Below are 24,007 nucleotides of genomic sequence, written 5' to 3' on the forward strand. Positions count from 1 at the left end.
TGGGGGGGCCCGAAAAAGTTGCCCCTGGGTGTGTCCCCCCCCCCAACGTGCCCCCCCGGCCGGCCGCCCAATAAACGGCGGGTTCAATCGGGGGGGGCCCGAACCCCAAAAGGGTGCGGGCCCCGCCCCTTTTAAGCAGTGCAGGCTAGACGGCCCAGCGGGCACCGAATGTGTGCAGCTTGCCGTACATGTGGCTGATATTAGTGACGGTCAAGCCGACGTCCGGGTTCAGTGCGTGGACTACCTGCCAGTTGCCGATGTAAATGCCAACGTGCCAGAGGGCGTTTGGCTCGCCCCAGAAGACCAGGTCTCCGGGCTGAAGCTGGGAAAGCGGCACCTTGTGCGGCGCGTAGTCGAACTGGGCCTGGGCAACGCGGGGGAGGCTGCGTCCTGCATTGGCGAACGCCTGCTGCGTCAGGCCAGAGCAATCGAACCCGACCGGACCGTTGCCGCCCCAGACATACTTTGCTTTCGGGTCGGCCTGCCGCGCCATCGCATAGTTGATCGCAGCGTTGGCGATGCTCGCGTTGCTGCCGGGAGCCGGAGCCGGTGCCGGCGGTGCCGGATTCGGCTTGGGCTTCGGGGCCGGTTGAGGGGCCGGCGGCGGAGGCGGGGCCGGGGCGGGCGCCGAGGGCCGGGACGGCGCAGGCGTCGAGGGCCGTGACGCAGGAGGCGGGGTGGACGGAGCCGGCCGGGAGGTTGCCGGCGGGGTCGACGGGGATGCCGGCCCGGAGGTTGCCGGCGGCGCGGCCGGCCGGGCCGGTGTGATGTCTTCACTGGCCGCTGCAACGGTGGAGCCCTGAGGGTTTGAACTGCCGCCGGCGGGCCGCTGGGCGGCGGCGGCTTCCTGTGCCGACTGCTCGACCAGGGCCTGGAGCTGTCGTTCCTGCTCGGCGCGCTCCAGCGCGGTGATGCGTGCGTCCTCTTCACCGGTGCTGGTTCCGCGCAATTCGGCCAGATGTTCCAGGAGCGACTGCCGCTGTTCCTCGTAACGGACCACCAGCTGCTCCTGCGAGGCGCTGGCGGCCTTCGCGTCCGACTCCGCGGCCTCCGCGGCTACTGCCGCGTCCCGGGCGGCCTCTTCGGCCTGGGTGACATAGAGCTCCCAGGCTGCCCACAGCTGGGCGGCCTGCTGGGATTCGCTCAGGGTCTGGGAGCGGTTCGCCGTCAGCGCATCGAGCGTGGAGGCCTTGTACAGCACGTCGCCGGCGTCCTTGCTGTCCAGCAGCGAGCTGAGGCCGGGGTTGACGCCGCCGTTCCGGTAGAGTTCACCGGCCAGCTGCCCCACTTGGTTCTTGACTGAATCGAAGTACTGCGCTGCCTGCGACGCCTTGGCCTTGGCATCAGCGAGTTCGGTGGTCCGCTCCTGCTGCCTCAGCAGCGACTCGCTGTAGGCGTTCTGGGAACGCATTGAATCGAACTGCGCGTTCGTAAGGTTTCCCGAAGCCGCCTTGAGCTGCTCCTCGATCCGGTCCACCAGGGCCTGGGTTGCCGCTGCATCGCCCTTGGCGTCGTCGATCTCCTCGCCGGAAGGCAGCGCGGGCGCCGCCGGCAGGATGATCCGCTGCGATGTCACCTGCGGCAACTCTCCCGCCGGTGCGGCGACGGCCGGCGCCAAGGCCGGAACGCAGATCAACAAGGCGGTAGCCGAGAAGAGCGCGACGGCGCGCCTCGTCGTCGTCGATCGATGCGGGGCAGGACGCCCCGAGGGAAGCAGCCTCATCCAAACGGGTCCTTACTAGGAGCGCAGCAAATGCACGCGCCCTTTCGGGACGGCCGGCCTTGGGGCCGGAACGGTCAAATGTGCGAACGGGTGGCACCCCAACTAGACCGAACTGCATTCACACAGCACGTTGAGGATATGCAACATCAGTCACAGTTGCAACATTTGTCCCACTAATAACATAAACAACACCAGTGTCATTTGAACAGCATTGGCGAGGAAGCGGCGTGTCACTAGGGAATTTCAGGGAAATTGGAACGCCGGATGGGAGGCGTGCCGGAGTGGGCCCGCTGTGCCGGCCGCGGCCAACGGGCCTGCTTATTCGACGGCCAAACTGTGCCCCCAGCGGGTGAGGCGGCGGTCAGCCCCAGCCCAGTTCGTGCAGGCGGGCGTCGTCGATGCCGAAGTGGTGGGCGACCTCGTGGATCACGGTTACCAGGACCTCGTGGACCAATTCTTCGCGGGAGGAGCACATCCGCTGAAGCGGGCCGCGGAAGACGACGATGCGGTCCGGCATGGACCCGGCGGCCCACCAGTGGTCCCTCTCGGTGAGCGGCGTGCCTTCGTAGACGCCCAGCAGTTCCGTCTCGGGGTCTTCCCAGGGTTGCGGGGTGTATTCCTCTTCCACGAAGATGCCCACGTTGGTCATCTCGCGCATGATGTCTTCCGGGATCTGGTCGATCGCGTCGTTTACCGCGTCCTCGAATTCCGGCAGGGACATCTCCATCGGCATGCAGCCGACTTTACCCGCGGGCGGCGGCCTCCAAAGCGCCCGGGTGGTGGCCGCGGCAGGCCTCGGCGGCCGGTTTTGGTTTTTCCCAGGACAGGCCCTATAGTTTTATAGGTCCACAGCGGGGAAATGAATCCCAAGTGGTCCTGGCCCCCATCGTCTAGCGGCCTAGGACACCGCCCTTTCACGGCGGCGGCACGGGTTCGAATCCCGTTGGGGGTACGCGAGACGTCATGAATGGCAGCCCGCTGGAGTGGTCAGAACCGCTTCGAAAGGCTGGTAGGATTGAGTCTCGTAAAAAATGCAAGGCCCTGTAGCGCAGTTGGTTAGCGCGCCGCCCTGTCACGGCGGAGGTCGCGGGTTCAAGTCCCGTCAGGGTCGCTTTGGTTTCCGGAGCGATTTCGGAACGCCATCGGTGATCATCGCAAGATGTTGCCAAGGCTCTGTAGCTCAGTTGGTAGAGCGTTCGACTGAAAATCGAAAGGTCACCGGATCGACGCCGGTCGGAGCCACCAGCAAAAGCGAAGCCCCGCAGTCCTTGTTCAGGATGCGGGGCTTCGTCGTGTCCGCCCGCTCTGTCCACCTCCGGATTCGTCGGGCACCATGGGTGCATGAACGAAACCGCAATCACCCACATTGGCGGTCCGACAGCCTTGCTGGAGTTCGGCGGCTGGATGTTCCTGACCGACCCCACCTTTGATGAACCCGGCGAGTACCCGACAACAGCCGGTACGCTGGTGAAAACCTCCGGGCCTGCCGTTCAAGTCGCGGACCTGCCGGTGGTGGACGCCATCCTCCTCTCGCATGACCAGCATGCGGACAACCTGGATACGTCCGGCCGGCGCCTCGTGGAATCCGGCGAGGCCAAGGTCCTCGGCACCCTGGAGGCAGCAGACCGCCTCACGACGGTTACCGGGATGGCCCCGTGGGAGCGGACAGTTCTCGAGGCCGCCGATCGGACCACTGTCACGGTCACAGCCGTCCCGGCCCGGCACGGACCCGAAGGATGCGAACCGGTGACCGGCACCGTGACCGGATTCGTCCTGACAGGATTCGACCTCCCGACTGTTTACATCAGCGGCGACAACGCCTCGCTGGACGTGGTCGACGCCGTCGCGGCACGTTTCGCGCCGATCGCCACGGCGGTGCTTTTCGCCGGTGCCGCCCGCGTGGGAGCCTTCGACAACGCCCCGCTAACACTCACCGCCGACGCCGCGGTCGAGGCGGCGCGCACCCTGGACGCGACCACCGTCGTGCCGGTCCACGCCGAGGGGTGGCAGCACTTCAGCGAAGGCCACGAAGAACTCCGTGTCCGGTTCTCCGCCAACGGCCTAGAAGACCGGCTCCGCATCCCCACACCCGGGCGGAAACTGGCCCTGTAAGTCCACGCTCCGGCGGGCCGCCCGTCGGCCAGCGGCACCGGCCGGCGTCGGTACAGTGTCGATACAGTAAGGGCGTGCCTACTCTTTCCTTCGTGTCCTCGGGGCCCGAATCCGCGGAAACCTATCCTCTTCCTGCACGGGGCGGGATGGCCGGGCATCACCTGGCACCAGCAAACGCAGCACTTCTCCGGCGCGTACCGTTGCCTTGCCGCGGACCTGCCCGGCCATGGAGCCAGCCATGGAATCGACTGGCGGAGCCTGGATGCTACCGCCGAACTGGTCGCCGAACTCATCGAGTCGACCACCGACAAGCCGGTCCACGTGGTAGGTCTTTCGATGGGCGGCGACGTGGGACTTCGACTGTTGGCTCAACGCCCGGAACTGGTGCAGAGCGCGCTCCTGACCGGGGTGCTGGTGCTCCCGGTGCCGCGGTGGATGCTGAAGGCCCAACTGGCCCTGGCCGGCCTGACCCGGAATCCCGTCCTGTGGCGGGCGTCCGCCAAGTACCTGCGGCTCGAACCCGAACAAATCGCCGCGCACCTGGCCGAGAACCGGCCGCTGGATCCCCGGCACTACCGCGCGATCATCTCGGAGATCTTCGGGGGCACCGACGTCGCGGGTACCGACAAGGCAACCTGCCCGGGAATCGGCGGCAGTCCTGGCCGGGCTGTTGCCGAACGCCCGTGCCGGGTTGGCTCCGAAGTCGCCGCACGAATGGCCGATGAACCGTCCGCAAACCTTTAACCGGACCCCGGAGGAGTGGCTGGCAGACCCCACGGTGCTGCCCCGGACGCTGCTGCCCGTCTAACCACCCCGACTGAAGCGGGGCCGTCTCGATCCGACCGCTCACCAATACCGGCAGTTGAAGTGGAAACAGATGCATAGTGGGGCAGAAGCTCCTAACGCGTCTGCTCCAACCCCCACCCCCACGCACGACGGAAGGAACCGGGTCCCATGGCCGCGAAGACAAAGATCCCCACATCACCAATTCACGGACCCTACGGCCAGGTGGAGAAGTGGCTCAAGGCGGCCGGCGCTGCAGACCTACTTGCCGAGGCCGCATATTCACCGGTGTTCAGTGAGCAGTCATTCGAACCGGGCGACGCCGAGTTGCGCGAGGTCTGGCCTGAGGGGGCATGGATTAGTTGGCTCGGGGGACCCGCCGTTGCCCCACTGCCCGAATGGCCCCGGCGGGCCGACGGCAGGCCGTTGGCTCATGTGGCGGCCGTTCACCTCGCCGACGTCGATGCAGCAGTGGACGCTGAAGGCAAGGCCGCTTGGCCAGTGTCCGGCCTCCGTGAGGGTCTGCCGAAGGAGGGCGTTCTCGAGGTTTTCCATGACCTTGAGTCCTTCGGCTACGGGTCCGAAGAGGGACAATCCGGAGCATGGTTGGTGCGGTGGGTCGAAGACCCTGACCGCACTGGTCTTATCGATGCCCCTTTGGACTTCGATCCTCCTTCCGAAGTGTGCCAGGTCGTGATGCCCCTACCCGGGTTTACGCTGCCGGCCGCTTCCGACTCTGCCTCGGCACCCGAGCCCCAATTCGACAAAATCGAGGCCCTGGAGATTGCCCTGCAGCGGGGCTGGCTGGCCCAGCGGACCGGGTCGGCCAAGGGGATCCCGATTCCGTTCAGCCACATCTACGGCCACAGTCATCGGGGTCACATCACTGCGGTGGAAGAGATCCTGCCCGCAGTTTTGCCTTTGGAACCCGGTGACGAATACCGCCTTCTGTTGGATCTGGAATCCTGGACCGCGCTGGAAGGATGGTTCGGGGACGCCGGAAATCTCGAAGTGTGGATGCGTGGATCGGATCTGCGAAACCGTGACTTCAACCGGGCATGGTGCCTGATCCGGACTGACTGACCAGCGGGCGCCCGGGTGCTCCTGCCGCCGAGGCACGGGCCTGCGCCGATCGGATCCGCCCGCGGCCGCCGCTGCGGGCTCCCAGTTTCCACTCAGGGTCACTGGCCTACCATGGAAGGGATTTCCCGTGCCGCCTGCACCTGATGAGGCACCGGACCAGGGGGACGATTGGAGCGAGGAGCATCGTGCAGGCCCTTTTGAAGGCGACGGCCGTCGGCCTGGCCACCGCCGTTCTGCTGACGTCCTGCAGCGACGCGGGCCGAACGTCGGAATCAGCGACGACGGCGCCCGCCCCCGTCGCTTCGGACGACACCGAAGCGACGGCCCCCGCGGAAACACCCCCAGCACCTGCCCCCGCCCCTGATCAAACGCCCACGGCGCCGCCCGGCCAGGCGCCGCCGTCGGACGCGGCCGGTCCCGCCGAGGGAGGCGGGGGAGCCGGCGGAGGCGACGCCCGCTGGGGCATCTACAAAAGCCGGGACCACGCGTGCGCCGCCGTGGCCGCAAACGTCGCTTCACTGCTGCTGGTCCCGCTCGGCTTCATGACTGGCGTGGAGGACTCCGACCTGGAGGCGCTGCAGGATGAGCTGGACGAATTCAGCCGCGACGTTCCGCCCCGGCTGGGGGACCACCTGGACAGGGTGGAGGCCCAGCTGGATCACGCGTCCGCAACCGGCCGCTTCGACGCCGCCGGGTTTGCCCGGGCCCTGCAACCGGTGAAGGACTGGCTGTCCGAACACTGCGGGGAATGAGGCGTTAGGCTTGCCCTGAGAGTCATCACAGCGTCAGGGGAGAACAGATGCACAACGAGGATCGGCCGGCTGCCCCGTCCGCGGGAGAATCACCCGGGGCACACCCGGTGACCGCACCTGTCGGCGTCCCGGACGCGCCGGCATCGGCGCCGGCAGCGGTTGACCCGCATCAGGCTGCAGGCCTCGGCATCCCGGACGCCCCCGGACGCACCACCATTTCCGAAGCCGCCGTGGCAAAGGTCGCGGCCGTCGCCGCCCGCTCCGTCCCCGGGGTCTACGCGCTGGGCAGCGGCACGGCACGGGCGCTGAGTGCGCTGCGGGATGTCGTGGGCGGCAGCGACGCCGGCCAGGGCGTACACGTGGAGGTCGGCCAGACGCAGGTTGCCGTGGACATCAGCCTCGTGGCCGTTTACGGCAAGCCGCTGCAGGAGTTGGCGGGCGCCGTGCGCGCGGCGGTGTACACCGCCGTCGGGCAATTGGTGGGGCTGGACGTGATTGAGGTGAACGTGGAGATCAATGACGTCCACGTGCCCGGCCTGGACGCCAAGGCTCCGGCGGAGAAGCCGGTGCGGCAGGCGGCCCAGTAACCGGATGTTCGGGACGGCGAGAGGAACAAGGATGAGCTACACGGTAGTCGGCATGGGCGTCGGCGCGGTGCTGGCGTGGGCCGCGCTGGTGTTTAACTTCTGGGGCTTCCTGCTGATGGCGGTCTTCCTGGTGGTGGGGGCGTTGCTGGGCCGCGCCGCGGAGGGCAAGCTTGACTGGCGCAGCATCCGCGATGCGCTGACCGGACGCCGCTCGTCTTCATGACGGAACCCGTTGTGGGCGCGGACGAATTGCCTCCCCGCCCGGAAGGACCGCCGCCGGCCGGGCAGCCGGACGGACCGCCCCCGGCGTCGCTCCCGACCGACCCGCCGGGGCAACACTATGCCGGACATACCCGGGTCAGCACGCAGGCGTTGACCAGCACCGCGCAGGGGGTTGCAGCGGAGGTGCTGGGCATTGCACCTGCCCTGGTCCGTGCGACGTGGCGGGACGATGCCGGTTCCCTCGCGCTGTCCCTGGCCCTTCCCCTCGGCATTCCCTCGCTGAACCGGGTAGTGCGGGACCCGCACCTGGTGGACGGCTTCGGCGGATCGGTCTGGGACCGGGCGCATGCCGCCAAGGGAGCCATCCTGGAGAGGATCTCCCGGATCAGCGGGTCGAGGTTGAGCCGGGTGGACATCAGGGTCACCGGCATCCGCGTGCAGGAAGGAGGCCGGGTTCGGTGAGCACCAACGTCAAAACCGGCGGGGGGCCGGCTGACCTGCGCCCGGGCGACGAGCGCCTGGCCGGCCGGGAACTGCGCAGCTCCCGCGCCATCGCCGCGGTGATCGCCGCCGTCCTCGTCGGATTGGCCTGCCTCTACCTGCTGCTCGAAGCGGCGTTGAAGGCGATCGGGCAGCGCCCGTGGCTGGCCTCGCCGGAAGAAATGGCGGGCTGGATCCACCAGCTGCCGGGAAACGTCGCGCCGACCGTCCTGGGCGCCTCCGGAGCGCTGATCCTGTTCCTCGGTCTGCTCTTCTTCCTGCAGGGCGTGCTCCCCGGACACCTGCACCGGCACCGCATTCCCGGCCGCCGCGGCGTCGTGGTGGCGGACGATGAGGTCATCGCCGCCTCGCTGGCGCGACGCGCGCGCATCGAGGCGCAGGTGACGCGCGAGCAGGTGCTGGTGGTCGTCTCGCGCGGGCTGGTGGATGTCCGGCTCCGGCCGACCTCCGGCCAGCCGGTGGACGCCGACGCCGTCCAGGCCGCGGTCGAAGACGAGGTCCGCAGGGCGCGGATCAGCCCGGTTCCGCAGGTCCGCGTGTTCGTGTCCAGTTCGGGGGTGGTGGGACAGTGAACCAGACGCCCCGGACACTGAACCGCATCCTGATCACCCTTCTGGGGCTGCTGCTCATGCTGGCCGGCGGCACCGCGCTGGCGCTGGCGCTGGTTCCCGCGCTCGCCGGCCGGTGGCAGGCCGCCACGGAGCAGGCCGGCGCCAACCTGCAGACGGTCCTGGACGCCACCACCTTGGCCGGGCAGCGGGACAGCTGGCTGTGGATTGTGGTGGCGCTGGTGCTGCTCCTGACGGTGCTGCTGATGATCGCGTGGGCCGCTCAGCAGGGCAAGGGCCGCACCGGCACCATCGCCGCTGATTACGACGGCGCGGGCGACCCCGGCGCCGTCTGGCTCAGTGCCGCCGTGGCCGAGCAGGCGTTGCGCGATGCGCTGCGGGAACGCGACAACATCCTGCAGGCAACGGTCACCGCCTACGACTACGAGGGCGGCGGCGGCCTGCGCGTTCGGGTGGCTCCGCGCCTCGGCGTATCCCCGCAGGCCGTGGCGGACGAAGTCTCCGACCTCGTGGAGGCGCTGGACCTGACCGTCGGAGTCAGCTTCCCGGTGGTCATCCACCTGGTGGCCGGCGCGCGCTCGCGGCTGGTCCGCGCCGACCGCGTCCGCTAGCCGGACTGCCCGTCGGCGGCAGGGGTAAGCCAGACGGCCCCGTCGGGCTGCAGCAACCCGTCGGAGACTGCGCCCTCCTGCGACGCCAGCACCAGGGAGGCGCCGTCGGGCAGCCGGATGGCGGAACTGCCCATGTTCGCCAGCACCTGCAGCGTCCCGTTGCGGTAGCTCAGGATGCCCGCCGCCGGATCGTGCCCGGCGGCCCATTCCAGGCTGCCTTGGCCCAGCTTCTGCTCCGCCCGCAGGCGCAGCGCCGCCCGATACAGCTCGTAGGTGGAAGCGGCCACTCCCACCTGCTGATCCACCGCATAGCGCGCAAAGCTCTCGGGCTGCGGCAGCCACGGTTCATGCTGGGTGGAGCCCCAGCCGTAGCCGTGCGCCTCCGCGCGCCAGGGAATCGGCACCCGGCAGCCGTCGCGGCCCCGCTCTTCGCCGCCGGTGCGGAAGAACGCCGGGTCCTGGCGCACCTCGGCCGGCAGGGCGGTGTGCTCCGGAAGGCCCAGCTCATCGCCCTGGTAAACGTAGGCGGAGCCGGGCAGCGCCAGCATCACCAGCGCCGCGGCACGGCCGCGGGCGTGGCCGAGTTCCTCGTCGGGCTGTTCGTCGTCCGGGCCAATGCCCTTGGGGAACGTGGTGGGGTCCGCCAGGCCGTACCGGGTGCTGTGGCGGACCGTGTCGTGATTGGACAGCACCCAGGTGCTCGGCGCACCCACCGATGCTGCAGCGGCGAGCGAATCCTCGATGCTGCGGGCCATCCGCCGGGCATCCCAGCCCGCGAGCAGGAAGTCGAAGTTGAACGCCTGCTGCATCTCGTCGGGCCGGACGTAGGCGAAGAGCCGCTCGGCAGGCTCGACCCAGGCCTCGGCGACCAGCATGCGGTCGCCGTCGTACTCGGCCAGGACCTTGTGCCACTCGCGGTAGATCTCGTGCACGCCGTCCTGGTCGAAGTAGGGCGGGGTCTCCGGATGGATCCGCTCCTCCTCCCGGGCCCCTGCCGGCTGCGCCGCCGCTCCGCGGGCATCCGCCCCGGCGGGTTCCAGCACCTGTTCCTCGGACGCACGCGCATCGGGGGTGGGCGAGGCGCCCGCGGGCCGGCCGACGGCCGTTTCGTCGCCGCCGGGCAGCGCATCTTCGCCCGGCAGCCGCTCGCTGCCGGCCACCATGGAGGTCTTGGCCGCCCAATCCGGCAGGCCCTCGGCCTTGACCAGGCCATGGGCCACGTCGATCCGGAACCCGTCCACGCCGCGGTCCAGCCAGAACCGCAGGACGGAGACCATTTCGGCCCGGACCTCGGGGTTCTCCCAGTTCAGGTCCGGCTGCGTGGAGTCGAACAGGTGCAGGTACCACTGGCCGGGCGTGCCGTCGGGTTCGGTGATGCGGGTCCAGGCCTCGCCGCCGAACACCGACTGCCAGTTGTTGGGCGGCTCGTTGCCGTCCGGGCCCCTGCCGTCCCGGAAAACATAGCGGGCACGTTCGGGCGATCCGGCCTCGGACGCCAGCGCGCTCACGAACCATTCGTGCCGGTCGGACGTGTGGTTCGGCACCAGATCTACAATCACCCGCAGGCCCAGCTCGTGGGCGCGCGCCAGCAACGAGTCAAAGTCGTCCAGGCTGCCGAACAGCGGGTCGACGTCGCGGTAGTCCGCCACGTCGTAGCCGGCATCGTTTTGCGGGGAGACGTAGAAGGGCGAAAGCCAGATGGCGTCCACCCCCAGGTTCTTCAGGTAGGGGATCTTGGCGCTGATTCCGGCCAGGTCGCCCATTCCGTCGCCGTTGTGGTCGGCGAAGGAGCGCGGATAGATCTGGTAGATGACGGCGTCGCGCCACCAGGGAGCGTTTGCTGCGGTCATTGGCTCTCCTCGATTCGGGGGGTCAGGACCACTTCCAGCCTAATGATCTTTGGTGCCTAACAGGCAGCGAAGGCCAAGGATGCGGCGCAGATCACGATTCGGCATCGAACGCTGCGGCCCCGAAAATGTGCCTTGCGACACACACCGTAAGCGTTTACGTTACGAGTTATCAGATGGGTACTTGGTGGCTTCTTGCTGACCTGTTCAGCTCTGTCGGGGCCACCGGACAAAGGAGTCACACCATGCACTATGCACGCTCCAGAAAGGCCGTCCTGCCGGTGGCCGCGCTCGGCGCCATGGCACTGACACTGTCCGCCTGCGGGGGAGGAACAGAATCCGAGGAGTCGCCGGCGCCTGCCGCAGACTGCGCCGCCTACGAGGCCTACGGCACCTTCGACGGCGCCGAGGTCAGCGTCTACTCGACCATCACCGATGCCGAGCAGGATCTGCTGGAGAACTCCTGGGTGGACTTTGAGGAGTGCACCGGGATCGACGTGGTGTACGAGGGGTCCAACGAGTTCGAGACGCAGATCGGTGTGCGCGCCCAAGCGGGCAATCCGCCGGACGTGGCGATCTTCCCGCAGCCCGGACTGCTGGCCGCCCAGGCCCAGGCCGGCTACCTGAAGCCTGCGCCGCAGGAAGTGTCCGACTTGGTCGACGAAAACTGGTCCGAGGACTGGAAGACCTACGGCACCGTGGACGGCACCTTCTACGCCGCCCCCATGCTGGCCAGCGTGAAGGGCTACGTGTGGTACGTTCCGGCCACGTTCCAGGAGAAGGGCTGGGAAGTTCCGCAGACCTGGGACGAGATGATGGAACTCACCCAGACCATCGCCGATGAGGGCACCATGAAGCCGTGGTGCGCCGGGTTCGAGTCCGGCGAGGCCACGGGCTGGCCGGGCACCGACTGGATCGAGGACGCGCTGCTGCGCCAGGCCGGACCGGATGTCTACGACCAGTGGGTCAACCACGAGATCCCGTTCAACGATCCGCAGGTGGCCGAGGCTTTCGACGCCGTCGGCGGCATCCTGAAGAACGAGGACTACGTCAACGGCGGCATCGGCGACGTCCGCTCGATCATCTCCACCTCGGTGGACGACGGCGGCATCCCGGTGATCGACGGCACCTGCGCCATGCACCACCAGGCCACGTTCCAGGCGGCCAACTGGCCGGAAGGCACCAACGTGGCCGAGGACGGCGACGTCTGGGCCTTCATCACTCCCGGCCAGGAGGCCGGTGCCAGCGCGATCACCGGCGGCGGCGAGTTCGTGGCCGCCTACACCGAAAGCGAAGAGGTCTCGGCCTACCTGCAGTTCATGGCCTCGGCCGAGTTCGCCAACAACCGGGTGGAGCAGGGCGCCGCGATCAGCGCCAACAAGGGCCTCGACCCGGCGCTGGCCGCTAGCGACCTGGACCGCCAGTCCATCGAACTGCTGCAGTCGGAGGACACCACCTTCCGGTTCGACGGTTCGGACCTGATGCCGGGCGCGGTCGGCGCCAACTCCTTCTGGAGCGGCATCGTGGAGTGGATCAACGGCAAGTCGACGCAAGAGGTCGTGGACTCCATCGAGGCCAGCTGGCCCTCCGACTAGGCAGCCGCCGGCAGCCCGGCCGCACCGCCTGCGACCCGATGCAGGCGGTGCGGCCGGGCACGGCCTGTCCCTTCCACGCACCTAGGAGGTAAGTGCCATGGAGGACGTTGGCGAAAAACTCGTGCAGGTGGCGGCCGCCCTGGCGGTCTTCGCCGCGATCATCGCCCTGATCATGCTGTTGGTGGACCGGGCCCCGAAGTCGTTCCGCGACAAGGCGACGATCATCGGATTCCTGGCCCCCGCCGTCGTACTCCTGGGCATCGGATTGGTGTGGCCGGCCATCCAGACCACGTACCTGGCGTTCACGGACCGCACCGGAACGCCGAACGGCATGGACAACTTCGTGTGGATGTTCACCCAGCCCGAAGCGCTGGTCACGCTGCGGAACACGCTGCTGTGGGTGGTCCTGGTGCCGCTGCTGTCGACCGGCATCGGCCTGGCTTACGCGGTGTTCATCGACCGGGCGCGCGGCGAGAAGGCGCTGAAGGCGCTGGTGTTCATGCCGATGGCCATCTCCATGGTGGGCGCGGGCGTGATCTGGAAATTCATGTACACGTACCGCGGCGGCGAACGCGAACAGATCGGCCTGCTGAATCAGGTTCTGGTGTGGTTTGGCGGCGAACCCAAGCAGTTCCTGCTCGACGCGCCGGAGAACACGTTCTTCCTGATCGCGGTCATGGTCTGGATCCAGACCGGCTTCGCCATGGTGATCCTCTCCGCGGCGATCAAGGGCATCCCCACCGAAATCGTGGAGGCGGCGCGGCTGGACGGGGCCAGCGCCTGGCAGCAGTTCCGCTCCATCACCATCCCGTCCATCCGAGGGGCCCTGATCGTAGTGGTCACCACCATCACCATCGGCACGCTGAAGGTCTTCGACATCGTGCGGACCATGACCGCCGGGAACTTCGAGACCTCGGTGGTGGCCAACGAGATGTACACCCAGGCGTTCCGCGCCAACGAACCCGGACGCGGCGCCGCGCTGGCCTTGATCCTGTTCCTGATGGTGCTGCCGATCGTCGTCTACAACGCCCGGCAGCTGAAGAAGCAGAGGGAAATCCGATGAGCGCTACGCCTGCCATCCCCACCGCTCCCGACGCCGTCCTGGCCAGCACCACCGAACAGCAGATCCCGATCACCCGGCGGGTCAAGCAGCGCCTGACCTCGCGCGGAGCCACCGCGGCAGCCATCATCATCGCCGTCATCTGGACCGTGCCGACCTTCGGCCTGTTCATTTCCTCGCTGCGCCCGGAAGACAACATCCAGGCCAACGGCTGGTGGAACATCCTGGGCGACCTGCAGTTCACCACCGAGAACTACACCGACGTGCTGGCCTCCAAGGGCGGGTCCGCGTCCAACCTGGGGCAGTACTTCATCAACTCGCTGGCGATCGTCATCCCCGGCACCCTGATCCCCCTGGTGATCGCCTCGATGGCGGCCTACGTTTTCGCCTGGGGCAGGTTCCGCGGCAAGGACACCCTGTTCATTGTGGTGTTCGCGCTGCAGATCGTACCGCTGCAGATGGCGCTGATCCCGCTGCTTTCGCTGTTCATCAACCTCAAGATCGGCGAGTTCCAGCTGCTGCCGGCCGGAACTTACACCCAGCTGTGGATCGCGCACACCATCTTCGCGCTGCCGCTGGCCATCTTCCTGCTGCACAACTTCATCTCCGAGATCCCCGGGGAGGTCATCGAGGCGGCGCGGGTGGACGGCGCCGGGCACGCGACCATCTTCTGGCGGATCATCCTGCCGCTGTCCGTGCCGGCGATCGCCTCCTTCGGCATTTTCCAGTTCCTGTGGGTCTGGAACGACCTGCTGGTGGCCCTGGTGTTCTCCGGGGGAACCGCCGACGTCGCGCCGATCACCCAGCGGCTGGCCGAGCTGACGGGCACCCGCGGCGACGAGTGGCACCGGTTGACCGCCGGCGCGTTCGTTTCCATGATCGTGCCGCTGGCGGTGTTCTTCGGCCTGCAGCGCTACTTTGTCCGCGGCCTGCTGGCTGGTGGCCTTAAGGGGTGAGCGCGCCGTGACCGGGATCGACGACGTCGCGCGGGCCGCCGGCGTCTCGACCGCAACGGTTTCCCGTGCCCTGCGCGGCTTGTCCGGAGTCTCCACGGCCACCCGCGACCGCGTGCTGGCGACAGCCGACTCGCTGGGCTACGTGCCGTCGTCGTCGGCGGCCCACCTGGCATCGGGCCGCACGAGGGCCATGGGCGTGCTGCTGCCGGTGATCGACCGGTGGTACTTCGCGTCCGCCCTGGAAGGCGTGGACCGCGTGTTGCGGGCGGCCGGCTACGACCTGATCGTGTTCAGTCTGGGCGGCACCGGCACCAACCGCGAACGGGTGTTCCACCGGTCCATGCTGCGCAAGCGGATCGACGCGCTGTTGGTGATGTGCATGGAGCTGACCGCGGACGAACTGGCGGCGCTGCAGGCGCTGGAGTATCCGAACGTGATCGTCGGCGGCCAGGTGGACGGTCTGCGCAGCGTGAGCGTGGATGACACCGCCGCGGCCGCCGAGGCCGTCGAGCATCTCATCGGGCTTGGGCACACGCGGATCGCGCACCTGCAGGGCGGCGGCGCCTACGGGATCGACTTCGACGTGCCGCGCCGCCGCGAGCTGGCCTTCCGGGACACGATGGCCCGGCACGGGCTGCGGGTACGGCCGGAATGGCTGGCCATGGGCGACTTCCGGTTCGCAGGCGGCAGGACTGCCGCCGGCAGGCTTCTCGACACACCCGGGGAGCGGCCGACGGCGATCTTCGCCTCCGCGGACGAGATGGCCTTCGGCGCCCTGAGGGCCGCGCAGGAGCGCGGGCTGCGGGTCCCCGAGGACGTTTCCGTGGTGGGCATCGACGACCACGAGTTCGCCGAGCCGATGGGGCTGACGACCGTCCGGCAGCGGCCGGACCAACAGGGAGGCTACGCGGCCCGGCTGCTGCTGGCAGAACTGCAGGGGAAGGCGCGGCTGGACGTGCCGCGGATCCAGCCCCACGAGCTGGTGGTCCGGGCCTCGACCGCCCCGCCGTCGTCGTGATTGCCGGTTGGCTCCGGGCCGGCGGTCAGGACGCGCGGGCCAGCTGGCGGATCTTGATCCAGCGGCCGGCGAGGCGGCGGTAGGCGGCGGCGGCGCCGGTCATGTCGCCGTCGGCCAGCGATTCGATCCCGGCGTGCACGTCCGAGGGCGATTCGTCCGGGTAGACCAGCTCTGCCACGCGGCCGTAATCGAGCTCCACGATGCCGTCCGCGGTGAAGGTTTCCAGCCACTCGGTCAGCTCGGTCAGTTCTTCCAGCAGGTCCAGGCCCGGCGCGGCGAGGGCCAGCGAAGCGGCTGCGTAACGGGCCCGGTCGATGCACTGCGGGACCGGGGCGGCCAGCCGGACCGTCCTCAGCGTGTGGTCGCTTTCCACCTTCTCGGTGTGGTCGTCCTCGCGGAACAGCACGAACCAGCCGAACGGGATGCCCCAGGTGGAGCTGCGCGTGTGCAGCTTGGCCAAGGCGTCCACAAAGTTGTCCGGGTCCAGCCGGGACTGCTGGGCGTCCCGCGCCGCTTCGGGCACCAGCAGCCCCAGCAGCGGATCGCGCAGGCTGCTGGAGAGCGATTCGGCGGCCAAGGTGCTGCGGACGGCCAGCTGGTTGGGGCAGTACCGCGGCGTGGTGATGCCCTCGGGCGTCGGATAGTGGAGGACCCGGATCAGGTCGTCGCTGGAGTGCGGAAACGGGTCCGACACGGTGCGGGTGATCCGGCGCAGCGAGTCACCGCGGTCCAGGTCCTCCGTGACGTCCCTGCCGCGGCCGCGCTGGCTCATGATGAGCAGCTGCTGGTCGTCGTCGAACACATCCAGTGGTTCGAAGACCCGCAGGTAGGAGACGTACGGGAACTTCATCTCAGTGCAGCTCCGCGATGACCGGCGCGTGGTCCGAGGCGCCCTTGCCCTTGCGCTCTTCGCGGTCGATCATCGCCCCGGTGACCCGGGAGGCCAGCGCCGGGGAGCCCAGGATGAAGTCGATGCGCATGCCTTCCTTTTTGGGGAAGCGCAGCTGCGTGTAGTCCCAGTAGGTGTAGACGCCTGGCCCGGGCGTGTGCGGGCGGACGACGTCGACGAATCCGGCCTCTTCGAACGCGCGGAAGGCGGCGCGCTCGGGTTCGGTCACGTGCGTCGCGTTCTGCGCCCGGAACCAATCGATGTCCCAGACGTCGTCGTCGGTGGGAGCGATGTTCCAGTCGCCCATCAGTGCGACGGGGAGCGTCGGGTCGGCCTGGATCCAGCCGGCGGCCTCTTCCTTGAGGGCCTTGAGCCAGTTCAACTTGTAGGGCATGTGGGGATCGTCGACCGTGCGGCCGTTGGGGACATACAGGCTCCACACGCGCACGCCGCCGCAGGTCGCCCCGATGGCCCGGGCCTCGGCGGCGGTGGTGTCCTCGGTCTTGCCAAAGTGCGGCTGCCCGTCGAACGTCCGTTCCACGTCATCCAAGCCCACCCGGGAGGCGATGGCCACGCCGTTCCACTGGTTCAGGCCGAAGTGCGCCACCTCATAGCCGTTCTTCTCGAACAGGTCCCACGGGAAGTTCTCATCCTTGGCCTTAGTCTCCTGAATGGCCAGCACATCCACGTCGGAGCGCTGCAGCCAGGACTCAACGCGGTCGGCGCGGGCACGGATCGAGTTCACATTCCAGGTAGCAATCTTCACAACAGCTACGTTACCCAACGGCGGCAGGCTGTGCTCGCCGCTCGGGGCGGCTGGGCCCGCTGTCGGGGCAGTGCAGCCGCCGCCCGGGGCGGCTGGACCCTCGGGCGGCGGCAGGCTGTGCTCGCCTCTCGGGCGGCTGTGCTCGCCGTCGAATCCCTCACGGCCCAATGGCTTGGATCGCCGTCGTATCCCTCACCGCCCCAAGGCATCGGGGGTATGTTGGAGAGATGTTTGCTGATAAGCCGCAGTCTTTAGCAGATCCACTCGAACGGCAGCGGCGGCAAGCCATGCTGCAATCCGAGCCGGCCGTACAGAAGCTTGAGGAATGGCGGGACGCCTACGCGCGGACCCGCACGGAGCCCGTTCCGCATTTCGATCCGGCGGATGCGGGCGTTGAGGCGCGGGTGCTCTTTCTGCTCGATAGCCCGGGAAGCCAAACGGTCACGGCAGAGGGGCCGGGATTCGTCTCGGTAGACAACCCCGACCAGGCGGCCGAACGGTGCTGGAACGAACGCCAGGAAGCGGAGCTGCACGAGGGGGTTCTCCTCTGGAATACAGTGCCGTTTTTCCTGAACGGCGCCGAGCCGACGCCGGTCCAGACAATAGCCGGCGTCAAGGCCCTGAAGTCAGTCCTGGGGCTGCTGCCTCGGCTCCAGGCCGTCGTGCTGTGCGGGACCTTCACCAAGACCCAGTGGGCGAAACACATGGGTGCGTTCACCCGCCCGACCGTCATCAAGGCCCCCAGCCCCGGTGGCAGGGCGATGATCAGCCGGAAGAACCAGGACGAGTTCCGCAAGGCAGTGATGCGGGCGAAGAGCCTGGTCGGCTGACGCTTCAGCCGGCCGGCCGTGCTTTGCTTGAGCGGGAGACGGGCCCGCAGACCGGCCGTCTTCGCATGAGCGGGTAACGGTCAGCGGGTGCCCGGGCCAACGGTGTCAAAGGCTTCGGCCAGCAGCGCCTCGAGGGTTTCGTCCAGCTGGTCCGCTGCGGTGATGGACAGCCGGTGCGTCATGACCTTTCGGGTGGTCGGAAAGGCCTGCAGCAGTTGCGGGTGGTCGACCCGCCGCAGCAGATGGACGGCAACTTCCAGCCGGTTGGAGATGGTGAACGCGTCCGCGAAGACCCGTTTGTCCGCCCAAGCGACTTCCGTCCGATGCACCCGTTCGTGGACGGGACCGAGGGACAGCACGGTCCCGCGAAACGCGTGGAACAGCGCGACCGCTTCCGGGTTCCTGCCGGCGAGGAATTCATCCAGCTCCACGGCCCGGCCCCTTCCCGCTCAGCCAGCCCCGCCCATCCGGAGGGGGCCTAGCCCTGCCACCATTTGTCGAGGATGGACACCGGCGTGGTCCGCTTGTGCCGGGTCATCAGGTAACGCTGCTCGACCTTCTCGGCGACCTCGTCGGGGATGGTGCGGCCCTCAAGGTAGTCGTCGATGTGGTCGTAGCTGATCCCCAGCTCGTCCTCGTCCGTGCGGCCGGGCGTGGTGTCCAACAGGTCTGCCGTCGGCACCTTGTGTGCCACCTGGTCGCTGGCACCAAGGTGCTCCAACAGTTGCCGGTTTTGGCGCTTGTTGAGTCCGAACAGGGGCAGCACGTCAGCGGCGCCGTCGCCGAACTTGGTGAAGAAGCCGGTGACGGACTCGGCGCCGTGGTCTGTGCCCAGCACCAGGTAGTTGTGCTGGCCGGCCAGCGCGTACTGGGCCATCATCCGTGCCCGCGCCTTGATGTTGCCCTTGTTGAAGTCGGTGATCTCTTCGCCGGTCGTCGTCGTGAATTCGGACTCGAAGCCGTCCACGGCCGACTTGATGTTGAACGTCCACGACGTTTTCGGCCGGATGAAATCCATGGCTGCCTGCGCGTCGGCTTCATCGTGCTGAACGCCGTACGGCAGGCGCACCGCGACGAAGGTGGCCTCGACGCCTTCTGCCTCGAGTTCGTCGACCGCCAGCTGGGCCAGCTTGCCGGCGAGGCTGGAGTCGACGCCGCCGCTGATGCCCAGCACAAAACCTCTGCTGCCGGTGGTCTTGAGGTAGTCCTTGAGGAATTCGACGCGCCGTGCGACTTCCTGCGACGGGTCGATGGAGGGCTGGACGCCCAGTTCGTCAATGATCGTGGCCTGGAGTTCGCGCATGGCCACAGCCTACTAAAGGACCCGGGCCAGTTGCAGGGAGCCCGGCGGGCAGGTCCCCACCGCTCCAGCCAGAGGCCCCGGTTGTCCTTGTTCTGGGCGGCCGTTCAGCATCTCCGCAGGTCAGTGCCGCGGGTCCCTCCAAAACATGGACAATTCCGGCTGAACATGGACAGCTAGCGCAATCGGAAGGTGTCCGCCCAGCCCCTACTGCCGCCCGCTGCCCCTCCCTCCGGCCCCAGCCCTACTGCTTGAACGCGGCGTCAAAGGAGGCCTGCGGCGGATCGAAGTCGAACCGCTTGAGGAACCTCAGGGCTTCCGGCGCCCCCTGCAGCCGGTCCATCCCGGCGTCTTCCCACTCAACCGAGATCGGCCCGTCGTAGCCGATCGCCGCCAGCGCCCGGAAGCTGGCCTCCCAGGGCACGTCGCCGCGCCCGGTGGAGACGAAGTCCCAGCCACGCCGCGGGTCGCCCCACGGCAGGTGCGATCCCAGCCGCGTGTTGCGCCCGGTGATCCGCAGCTTCGTGTCCTTGCAGTCCACGTGGTAGATCCGGTCCTTGAAGTCCCAGATCAACGAGACCGGGTCGATGTCCTGCCACATCATGTGGCTGGGATCCCAGTTGATGCCGAACGCCTCGCGGTGCCCCAGCGCCTCGAGCGCCCGCACGGTCGACCAGTAGTCGTAGGCGATCTCGGAGGGGTGGATCTCGTGCGCGAACCGGACCCCGCACTCGTCGAACACGTCCAGGATCGGGTTCCACCGGTCGGCGAAGTCCCGGTAGCCGGCCTCGATCACGTCGGCGGACACCGGCGGAAACATCGCCACGTACTGCCAGATCGAGGACCCGGTGAATCCCACCACGGTCTTCACCCCGAGCCGCTGCGCCAGCCGCGCGGTGTGCTTCATCTCCTCGGCCGCCCGCGCCCGCACGCCCTCGGGCTCGCCGTCGCCCCACACGCGCTCGCCGACGATCGCCTGATGGCGGAAGTCAATCGGGTCGTCGCACACCGCCTGGCCCTTCAGGTGGTTGGAGATCGCCCACACCCGCAGGCCGTTGCGCTCCAGGATGCCGAGCCGGTCGGCGATGTAGTCGTCGTCGTCCCAGCGCCACGCATCCAAGTGGTCGCCGGACACCGCGATCTCCAGGCCGTCGTAGCCCCAGCCCGCGGCCAGTTCGGCCACTTTCTCCAGGGGCAGGTCCGCCCACTGGCCGGTGAACAGCGTGAAATTACGGGCCATCGGTTGCTCCTGCATAGTCGGCGCGGGTGTCGGTTTCGGCAAGGACGACGGCGGTGCCCGCCTGCCCGGCGCTGCGCACCATGGCGTCCAGCACCTTCTGCACCGCCAGGCCGTCCTCGAAGCTCGGGCTGGGTGCCCGGCCGGATGCCACCGCGGCCAGGAAATCGGCGGCCTGGCTGGTGAACGTGTGGTCCCAGCCGAGCACGTGCCCGGGCGGCCACCAGGCCCGCAGGTACGGGTGAGTCTCCTCGGTGACCAGGATCCTCGCCGCACCCGCGAGCCCCGGCGGGGCCCCGGCGTCGTAATAGGAGAGCTCGTTGAGCCGCTCCAGGTCGAAGCCCAGGTGCCCGGCGGATCCGTAGACCTCGATCCGCAGCGCGTTCTTGCGGCCCGCGGCCATCCGGCTGACCTCCAGGCTGGCCACCGCGCCGGAATCGAGCCGCAGGGTGGCCCAGGCGGCGTCGTCGACCGTCACCGGTTCGGGCCCGTCCGGGCCCTGCCGGGTTTCGACGAAGGTGTTGAGCGTGGCGGAGACCGACGTGACCCGCGCGCCGAGCAGGAAGTGAATCTGGTCCACCGCGTGCGAAGCCAGGTCGCCGAGCGCGCCGGAGCCGGCGGTCTCCCGGCGCAACCGCCAGGTCATCGGGGCGGTGTCATCGGCCAGCCAGTCCTGCAGGTAGGCGATCCGCACCTGCCGCACGGCGCCGATCCTGCCCTCGGCGATCACTTGCCGCGCCAGCGCCAGCGCCGGCACCCGCCGGTAGTTGAAGCCGACCATCGACTGGACTCCGGCCGCTCCGGCGGCGCGGGCCGCGGCGGCCATGCGCTCGGCTTCGGCCACCGAGTTGGCCAGCGGCTTCTCCACCATCACGTGCTTGCCCGCCTCCAGCGCGGCCACGGCCAGGTCGGCATGCAGGTGGCCGGGGGTGCAGATGTCCACGATCTGCACGTCGTCGCGCTCGAGGACGGCCCGCCAGTCCGTGGAGCCCTCCGCCCAGCCGTACCGGGCCGCGTCCGCGGCCACGCCCTCGGCGTTCCGGCCGACCAGCACCCGCCGCGCCACCGCGGGCCCGCCGGGATAGAAGGCGGACACGTTGCGCCAGGCATTGGAGTGGGCCTTGCCCATGAAGGCATGTCCCAGCACCGCCACCCCCAGCGGCGGCGAGTCGGGATTGGCGGTCATCGTCTTCTCCTTCGTGCTCGTCGGTCGGTGGTGCGGCGGGATGGGCTGCCGTCCGGGTCCGGGCCGCACCTCGACGCCGGGACACATGGCTAGAGGCTGCGCAGGAATGCCAGCCCGTCCTCGGCCAGTTGATCCTGGCTCGGCGCCAGCGGCCGCCAGATCGAAGCGGCCGTCGCGATGGCCGCGTTGTCCGCGGTGAAACTCTCGATGTTCAGCGGGCCGGCGTAGCCCACGTCGTCCAGCGCCTTGACCAGAGCCGGCCAGTCGGTCTGGTCACCGCCCGGCGCCCCGCGGTCGTTGCCGCACACCTGCAGGTGGACCAGGTGTGCGCCGGCCGCGCGGATGGCGGCGGCGCTGGAGCGTTCCTCGATGTTCAGGTGATAGCTGTCCAGCGCCAGCCCCACCCCGCGGCCGAGTAGCGGTCCCAGCGCGTCGAGCGCCTGTTCCACGGTGTTGACCAGCGAGGTCTCGTACCGGTTGAGTGGCTCAATTCCCAGTACGACGCCGGCCGCCTCGGCTTGGGCGGCCAGCGGCGCCAGGTTCTCCCGCAGCTGGCGGTACGCTGTGGCTCGGTCTTCGGCGTCGATCCGCCACACCCGCCCCGTGCTGGCGTAGAACGGGCCGGACACCGCCGGCGCGCCGACGTCGTGTGCCAGGTCGATGCAGGCCGCCAGATAGTCCTGGGTTGCCTGCACCGACCCGGCGTCGGCCAGGACCAATTCGCGGCCGGGTGCCATGGCGCCCACGATGTAGGGCTTCAGGCCCGTGGCCGCGAGGGCGTCCCGGGCGGTGCCGGCGGTGAAGTCGCCGACGTTCTCCAGCGGCAGTTCGACGCCGTCAAAGCCCATGCCGGCGATCTTCGCCAGCAGCCCGGGCAGCTCGGCGTCGCGCAGCGGCGACTGCCACACCCAGGTGTTGACGCCGATCGGCCGGTCCATTGATCCGTCTCCTTTGTCTGCCGCTGCTGGTGCATCTCGTCCGGCGGCAACCGGACGCTGCCGCGCCGCGGGTACGTTCCCGCGGGAACATGCGGGGATGCTGGCGCAAACGGCCCGCGCCCGCGCCGGGTCCGGCGGTCACGTGTCCTTACGGGAACTGGCGGGCCGGCCGGGCACCCTCCCCGGGCCCGGCCGGCCCGCACGTTCTACGGAATCTGGCGTTCCTGCCAGACCTCCGGGTAGCCGGGCAGGTCTTCGCCGCCGAACTTCGCGTAGTGCCCGTCCGGCATGCCGTCGTTGCGTTGCAGCCAGTCGTCCAGCTCGTCGGCGGGGATCGGAACCTGCGGCAGCACCCACTCGGTCGGAACTTCCTCTCCGGCGAAGATCTTCTGCACGGCCAGCAGCGGCGTGCGCCACTGGAAGTTGGAGTAGACCGGAGCCAGCGCGTCGATGCCGGTGTCCTTCCACTTGCGCAGGAAGCTCAGCTCGTCCTCGCCGGTCATCACCGGCAGGTCCTTGCCCGCGTCCTCGAACGCCTCGATCGCAGCGACCGCGCCGTCGCCGGCATCCATCCAGACACCCTGGACATCGCCGGTGGCGAGCTCGTCGGAGATGATCTTCTTGATCTCGGTCGGGTCGGCGCCGGTGAAGTAGTCGGTGGCTTCGATGCCGTTCTCCTCGAAGATCTTCTCCGCCGCCGCCCAGCGCTGCTCCAGCACGTCCACGCCGGGCAGGATGCGCAGCGCCACCACCTTGTCGCCTTCCTGCAGCCGTTCGGTCAGGAAGTTGGCGGTGTCGATGCCCCAGGCGAACCCGCCGATCGGGTGGATGAACGTGGTGGCACAGTCGGTTTCCACGCCGCGGTCGAACACGACCACCGGCTTGCCGGTCTCGCAGGCGCGCTCCACCGCCGGCGTCAGCGCCGCGGTGGCGTTCGGCGAGATGATGAACGCGTCGCAATCGCCTTCACTGATGAAGTAATCGATGTCGGCAATCTGGGTGTTCGAGTCGTCCTGCGCGTCGCGGGTTTCCATCTCGGAAATCACGCCTTCGTCCTGCAGCACCTGCAGCTGCTGGTTCATGGTGATCCAGCCGGTCTGCCGCCACGGGTTGGAGATCGACGCGTTGGCGAAGCAGACCTTCTTGGCGCCCTCGGAGGCGAAGTCCGCGGTGTCCGTCATCTCGCCGTCGATGTACTGAAGCCACGGCTGCTCCGGGTCGCCCTCGAATTCGGCGGTCCGCTGTTCGAACTGTTCGTCGTAGACGGCCTGGTCGAACCATTCCGTGGAGGCCTCCGTGGTTTCCGCCGGTGACGGGCTGGCCGCACCGCCGGGTCCGCCGGTCTCCTCGGTGATTGACGGATCGGTGGTACAGCCGGTCATGGCCATTAACGACGCGGCCGCTGTGAGCGCGACCGCGGTACTTAGACGTTTTCCCGTCAT

Annotated in this window: 24 protein-coding genes, 3 tRNA genes and 1 pseudogene; 17 read left to right on the forward strand and 11 right to left on the reverse strand. The window is 68.5% G+C overall.

Features of this window, described 5'->3' with window-relative positions:
- Positions 1-145 precede the first annotated feature (145 nt).
- Together AC5RVZ_RS30895 and AC5RVZ_RS30900 are read right to left on the reverse strand one after the other, a co-directional pair.
- The gene (locus AC5RVZ_RS30895) at positions 146-1,723 is read right to left on the reverse strand and encodes a C40 family peptidase (RefSeq protein ID WP_494069423.1); all 1,578 of its coding nucleotides are present in this window, start codon (positions 1,721-1,723) and stop codon (positions 146-148) included.
- A gap of 361 nt (positions 1,724-2,084) precedes the next feature.
- Positions 2,085-2,456, reverse strand: coding sequence for a metallopeptidase family protein (locus AC5RVZ_RS30900; protein ID WP_494001987.1), 372 nt, complete (start codon positions 2,454-2,456; stop codon positions 2,085-2,087).
- 146 nt (positions 2,457-2,602) lie between these two features.
- Between AC5RVZ_RS30900 and AC5RVZ_RS30905 the strand changes: the two genes are divergently transcribed.
- The 12 genes and pseudogenes from AC5RVZ_RS30905 to AC5RVZ_RS30960 all read left to right on the forward strand — a co-directional run bounded on the left by AC5RVZ_RS30905 (position 2,603) and on the right by AC5RVZ_RS30960 (position 8,943).
- Positions 2,603-2,675, forward strand: a tRNA-Glu gene (locus tag AC5RVZ_RS30905).
- Positions 2,676-2,760: 85 nt separating this feature from the next.
- Positions 2,761-2,834, forward strand: a tRNA-Asp gene (locus AC5RVZ_RS30910).
- A 58-nt stretch (positions 2,835-2,892) separates the two neighbouring features.
- A tRNA-Phe gene (locus AC5RVZ_RS30915) sits at positions 2,893-2,968 on the forward strand.
- Between the two features lie 96 nt (positions 2,969-3,064).
- Positions 3,065-3,835: an MBL fold metallo-hydrolase gene (locus tag AC5RVZ_RS30920; protein ID WP_494069424.1), complete on the forward strand. Its 771-nt coding sequence runs from the start codon at positions 3,065-3,067 to the stop codon at positions 3,833-3,835.
- Between the two features lie 120 nt (positions 3,836-3,955).
- Positions 3,956-4,579: pseudogene (locus AC5RVZ_RS30925) on the forward strand (alpha/beta fold hydrolase); the annotation flags it as partial.
- Between the two features lie 210 nt (positions 4,580-4,789).
- Complete coding sequence (locus AC5RVZ_RS30930; protein ID WP_494069425.1) at positions 4,790-5,701, forward strand: DUF1963 domain-containing protein; 912 nt, start codon at positions 4,790-4,792, stop codon at positions 5,699-5,701.
- A gap of 185 nt (positions 5,702-5,886) precedes the next feature.
- The gene (locus AC5RVZ_RS30935) at positions 5,887-6,453 is read left to right on the forward strand and encodes a hypothetical protein (protein WP_494069426.1); all 567 of its coding nucleotides are present in this window, start codon (positions 5,887-5,889) and stop codon (positions 6,451-6,453) included.
- A 107-nt stretch (positions 6,454-6,560) separates the two neighbouring features.
- Positions 6,561-7,040, forward strand: a complete 480-nt coding sequence (locus AC5RVZ_RS30940; protein WP_494069427.1) for an Asp23/Gls24 family envelope stress response protein — start codon at positions 6,561-6,563, stop codon at positions 7,038-7,040.
- Between the two features lie 31 nt (positions 7,041-7,071).
- Positions 7,072-7,263, forward strand: coding sequence for a hypothetical protein (locus AC5RVZ_RS30945; protein WP_494069428.1), 192 nt, complete (start codon positions 7,072-7,074; stop codon positions 7,261-7,263).
- The gene (locus AC5RVZ_RS30950) at positions 7,260-7,724 is read left to right on the forward strand and encodes a hypothetical protein (protein ID WP_494069429.1); all 465 of its coding nucleotides are present in this window, start codon (positions 7,260-7,262) and stop codon (positions 7,722-7,724) included. The genes AC5RVZ_RS30945 and AC5RVZ_RS30950 overlap by 4 nt, the downstream gene beginning before the upstream one ends.
- Positions 7,721-8,335: a hypothetical protein gene (locus tag AC5RVZ_RS30955; protein WP_494069430.1), complete on the forward strand. Its 615-nt coding sequence runs from the start codon at positions 7,721-7,723 to the stop codon at positions 8,333-8,335. Before AC5RVZ_RS30950 ends, AC5RVZ_RS30955 begins: the two co-directional genes overlap by 4 nt.
- Positions 8,332-8,943 (forward strand): hypothetical protein, encoded by a 612-nt coding sequence (locus tag AC5RVZ_RS30960; RefSeq protein WP_494069431.1) that lies wholly within the window; start codon positions 8,332-8,334, stop codon positions 8,941-8,943. The genes AC5RVZ_RS30955 and AC5RVZ_RS30960 overlap by 4 nt, the downstream gene beginning before the upstream one ends.
- Here AC5RVZ_RS30960 and AC5RVZ_RS30965 read toward each other — a convergent pair.
- Positions 8,940-10,793 (reverse strand): glycoside hydrolase family 13 protein, encoded by a 1,854-nt coding sequence (locus AC5RVZ_RS30965; RefSeq protein ID WP_494069432.1) that lies wholly within the window; start codon positions 10,791-10,793, stop codon positions 8,940-8,942. The genes AC5RVZ_RS30960 and AC5RVZ_RS30965 overlap by 4 nt on opposite strands.
- A gap of 242 nt (positions 10,794-11,035) precedes the next feature.
- Between AC5RVZ_RS30965 and AC5RVZ_RS30970 the strand changes: the two genes are divergently transcribed.
- The 4 genes from AC5RVZ_RS30970 to AC5RVZ_RS30985 all read left to right on the forward strand — a co-directional run bounded on the left by AC5RVZ_RS30970 (position 11,036) and on the right by AC5RVZ_RS30985 (position 15,419).
- Entirely contained in the window at positions 11,036-12,385 is a 1,350-nt protein-coding gene (locus tag AC5RVZ_RS30970) for an ABC transporter substrate-binding protein (protein ID WP_494069433.1), read from the forward strand.
- A gap of 97 nt (positions 12,386-12,482) precedes the next feature.
- The gene (locus AC5RVZ_RS30975) at positions 12,483-13,448 is read left to right on the forward strand and encodes a carbohydrate ABC transporter permease (RefSeq protein WP_493977241.1); all 966 of its coding nucleotides are present in this window, start codon (positions 12,483-12,485) and stop codon (positions 13,446-13,448) included.
- On the forward strand, positions 13,445-14,401 hold the full coding sequence (locus tag AC5RVZ_RS30980; RefSeq protein ID WP_494069434.1) for a carbohydrate ABC transporter permease: 957 nt from the start codon (positions 13,445-13,447) through the stop codon (positions 14,399-14,401). The genes AC5RVZ_RS30975 and AC5RVZ_RS30980 overlap by 4 nt, the downstream gene beginning before the upstream one ends.
- A gap of 7 nt (positions 14,402-14,408) precedes the next feature.
- Positions 14,409-15,419, forward strand: coding sequence for a LacI family DNA-binding transcriptional regulator (locus AC5RVZ_RS30985; RefSeq protein WP_494069435.1), 1,011 nt, complete (start codon positions 14,409-14,411; stop codon positions 15,417-15,419).
- Between the two features lie 25 nt (positions 15,420-15,444).
- Here the strand turns inward: AC5RVZ_RS30985 and AC5RVZ_RS30990 are convergent, their stop codons facing one another.
- Together AC5RVZ_RS30990 and AC5RVZ_RS30995 are read right to left on the reverse strand one after the other, a co-directional pair.
- Positions 15,445-16,269 (reverse strand): DUF8083 family protein, encoded by an 825-nt coding sequence (locus AC5RVZ_RS30990; protein WP_494069436.1) that lies wholly within the window; start codon positions 16,267-16,269, stop codon positions 15,445-15,447.
- 1 nt (position 16,270) lies between these two features.
- The gene (locus tag AC5RVZ_RS30995) at positions 16,271-17,074 is read right to left on the reverse strand and encodes an exodeoxyribonuclease III (protein WP_494069437.1); all 804 of its coding nucleotides are present in this window, start codon (positions 17,072-17,074) and stop codon (positions 16,271-16,273) included.
- Positions 17,075-17,301: 227 nt separating this feature from the next.
- Here AC5RVZ_RS30995 and AC5RVZ_RS31000 point away from each other — a divergent pair, with 227 nt between their 5' ends.
- Positions 17,302-17,904: a uracil-DNA glycosylase family protein gene (locus tag AC5RVZ_RS31000; protein WP_494069438.1), complete on the forward strand. Its 603-nt coding sequence runs from the start codon at positions 17,302-17,304 to the stop codon at positions 17,902-17,904.
- An 80-nt stretch (positions 17,905-17,984) separates the two neighbouring features.
- On the opposite strand, the gene AC5RVZ_RS31005 is transcribed toward AC5RVZ_RS31000, so the two are convergent.
- The 6 genes from AC5RVZ_RS31005 to AC5RVZ_RS31030 all read right to left on the reverse strand — a co-directional run bounded on the left by AC5RVZ_RS31005 (position 17,985) and on the right by AC5RVZ_RS31030 (position 24,007).
- Positions 17,985-18,335, reverse strand: coding sequence for a DUF5655 domain-containing protein (locus AC5RVZ_RS31005; protein WP_494069439.1), 351 nt, complete (start codon positions 18,333-18,335; stop codon positions 17,985-17,987).
- A 47-nt stretch (positions 18,336-18,382) separates the two neighbouring features.
- Entirely contained in the window at positions 18,383-19,207 is an 825-nt protein-coding gene (nadE, locus tag AC5RVZ_RS31010; protein ID WP_494069440.1) for an NAD(+) synthase, read from the reverse strand.
- Positions 19,208-19,448: 241 nt separating this feature from the next.
- Complete coding sequence (locus tag AC5RVZ_RS31015; protein ID WP_494069441.1) at positions 19,449-20,444, reverse strand: sugar phosphate isomerase/epimerase family protein; 996 nt, start codon at positions 20,442-20,444, stop codon at positions 19,449-19,451.
- The gene (locus AC5RVZ_RS31020; protein WP_494069442.1) at positions 20,434-21,627 is read right to left on the reverse strand and encodes a Gfo/Idh/MocA family protein; all 1,194 of its coding nucleotides are present in this window, start codon (positions 21,625-21,627) and stop codon (positions 20,434-20,436) included. Before AC5RVZ_RS31020 ends, AC5RVZ_RS31015 begins: the two co-directional genes overlap by 11 nt.
- Positions 21,628-21,716: 89 nt before the next feature.
- On the reverse strand, positions 21,717-22,565 hold the full coding sequence (locus AC5RVZ_RS31025) for a sugar phosphate isomerase/epimerase family protein (RefSeq protein WP_494069443.1): 849 nt from the start codon (positions 22,563-22,565) through the stop codon (positions 21,717-21,719).
- 206 nt (positions 22,566-22,771) lie between these two features.
- A complete protein-coding gene (locus AC5RVZ_RS31030) occupies positions 22,772-24,007 on the reverse strand; it encodes a substrate-binding domain-containing protein (RefSeq protein WP_494069444.1) in 1,236 nt (411 codons plus the stop codon).

Source organism: Arthrobacter sp. Cza30 (assembly GCF_059090765.1).

Bases quoted from the DNA above. Each gene is read 5' to 3' on its own strand.
- AC5RVZ_RS30895 (WP_494069423.1), bottom strand. From the start codon at position 1,723: ATGAGGCTGCTTCCCTCGGGGCGTCCTGCCCCGCATCGATCGACGACG.
- AC5RVZ_RS30900 (WP_494001987.1), bottom strand. From the start codon at position 2,456: ATGCCGATGGAGATGTCCCTGCCGGAATTCGAGGACGCGGTAAACGAC.
- AC5RVZ_RS30920 (WP_494069424.1), top strand. From the start codon at position 3,065: ATGAACGAAACCGCAATCACCCACATTGGCGGTCCGACAGCCTTGCTG.
- AC5RVZ_RS30930 (WP_494069425.1), top strand. From the start codon at position 4,790: ATGGCCGCGAAGACAAAGATCCCCACATCACCAATTCACGGACCCTAC.
- AC5RVZ_RS30945 (WP_494069428.1), top strand. From the start codon at position 7,072: ATGAGCTACACGGTAGTCGGCATGGGCGTCGGCGCGGTGCTGGCGTGG.
- AC5RVZ_RS30950 (WP_494069429.1), top strand. From the start codon at position 7,260: ATGACGGAACCCGTTGTGGGCGCGGACGAATTGCCTCCCCGCCCGGAA.
- AC5RVZ_RS30965 (WP_494069432.1), bottom strand. From the start codon at position 10,793: ATGACCGCAGCAAACGCTCCCTGGTGGCGCGACGCCGTCATCTACCAG.
- AC5RVZ_RS30970 (WP_494069433.1), top strand. From the start codon at position 11,036: ATGCACTATGCACGCTCCAGAAAGGCCGTCCTGCCGGTGGCCGCGCTC.
- AC5RVZ_RS30975 (WP_493977241.1), top strand. From the start codon at position 12,483: ATGGAGGACGTTGGCGAAAAACTCGTGCAGGTGGCGGCCGCCCTGGCG.
- AC5RVZ_RS30980 (WP_494069434.1), top strand. From the start codon at position 13,445: ATGAGCGCTACGCCTGCCATCCCCACCGCTCCCGACGCCGTCCTGGCC.
- AC5RVZ_RS30990 (WP_494069436.1), bottom strand. From the start codon at position 16,269: ATGAAGTTCCCGTACGTCTCCTACCTGCGGGTCTTCGAACCACTGGAT.
- AC5RVZ_RS31000 (WP_494069438.1), top strand. From the start codon at position 17,302: ATGTTTGCTGATAAGCCGCAGTCTTTAGCAGATCCACTCGAACGGCAG.
- nadE (WP_494069440.1), bottom strand. From the start codon at position 19,207: ATGCGCGAACTCCAGGCCACGATCATTGACGAACTGGGCGTCCAGCCC.
- AC5RVZ_RS31015 (WP_494069441.1), bottom strand. From the start codon at position 20,444: ATGGCCCGTAATTTCACGCTGTTCACCGGCCAGTGGGCGGACCTGCCC.
- AC5RVZ_RS31020 (WP_494069442.1), bottom strand. From the start codon at position 21,627: ATGACCGCCAATCCCGACTCGCCGCCGCTGGGGGTGGCGGTGCTGGGA.
- AC5RVZ_RS31025 (WP_494069443.1), bottom strand. From the start codon at position 22,565: ATGGACCGGCCGATCGGCGTCAACACCTGGGTGTGGCAGTCGCCGCTG.
- AC5RVZ_RS31030 (WP_494069444.1), bottom strand. From the start codon at position 24,007: ATGACGGGAAAACGTCTAAGTACCGCGGTCGCGCTCACAGCGGCCGCG.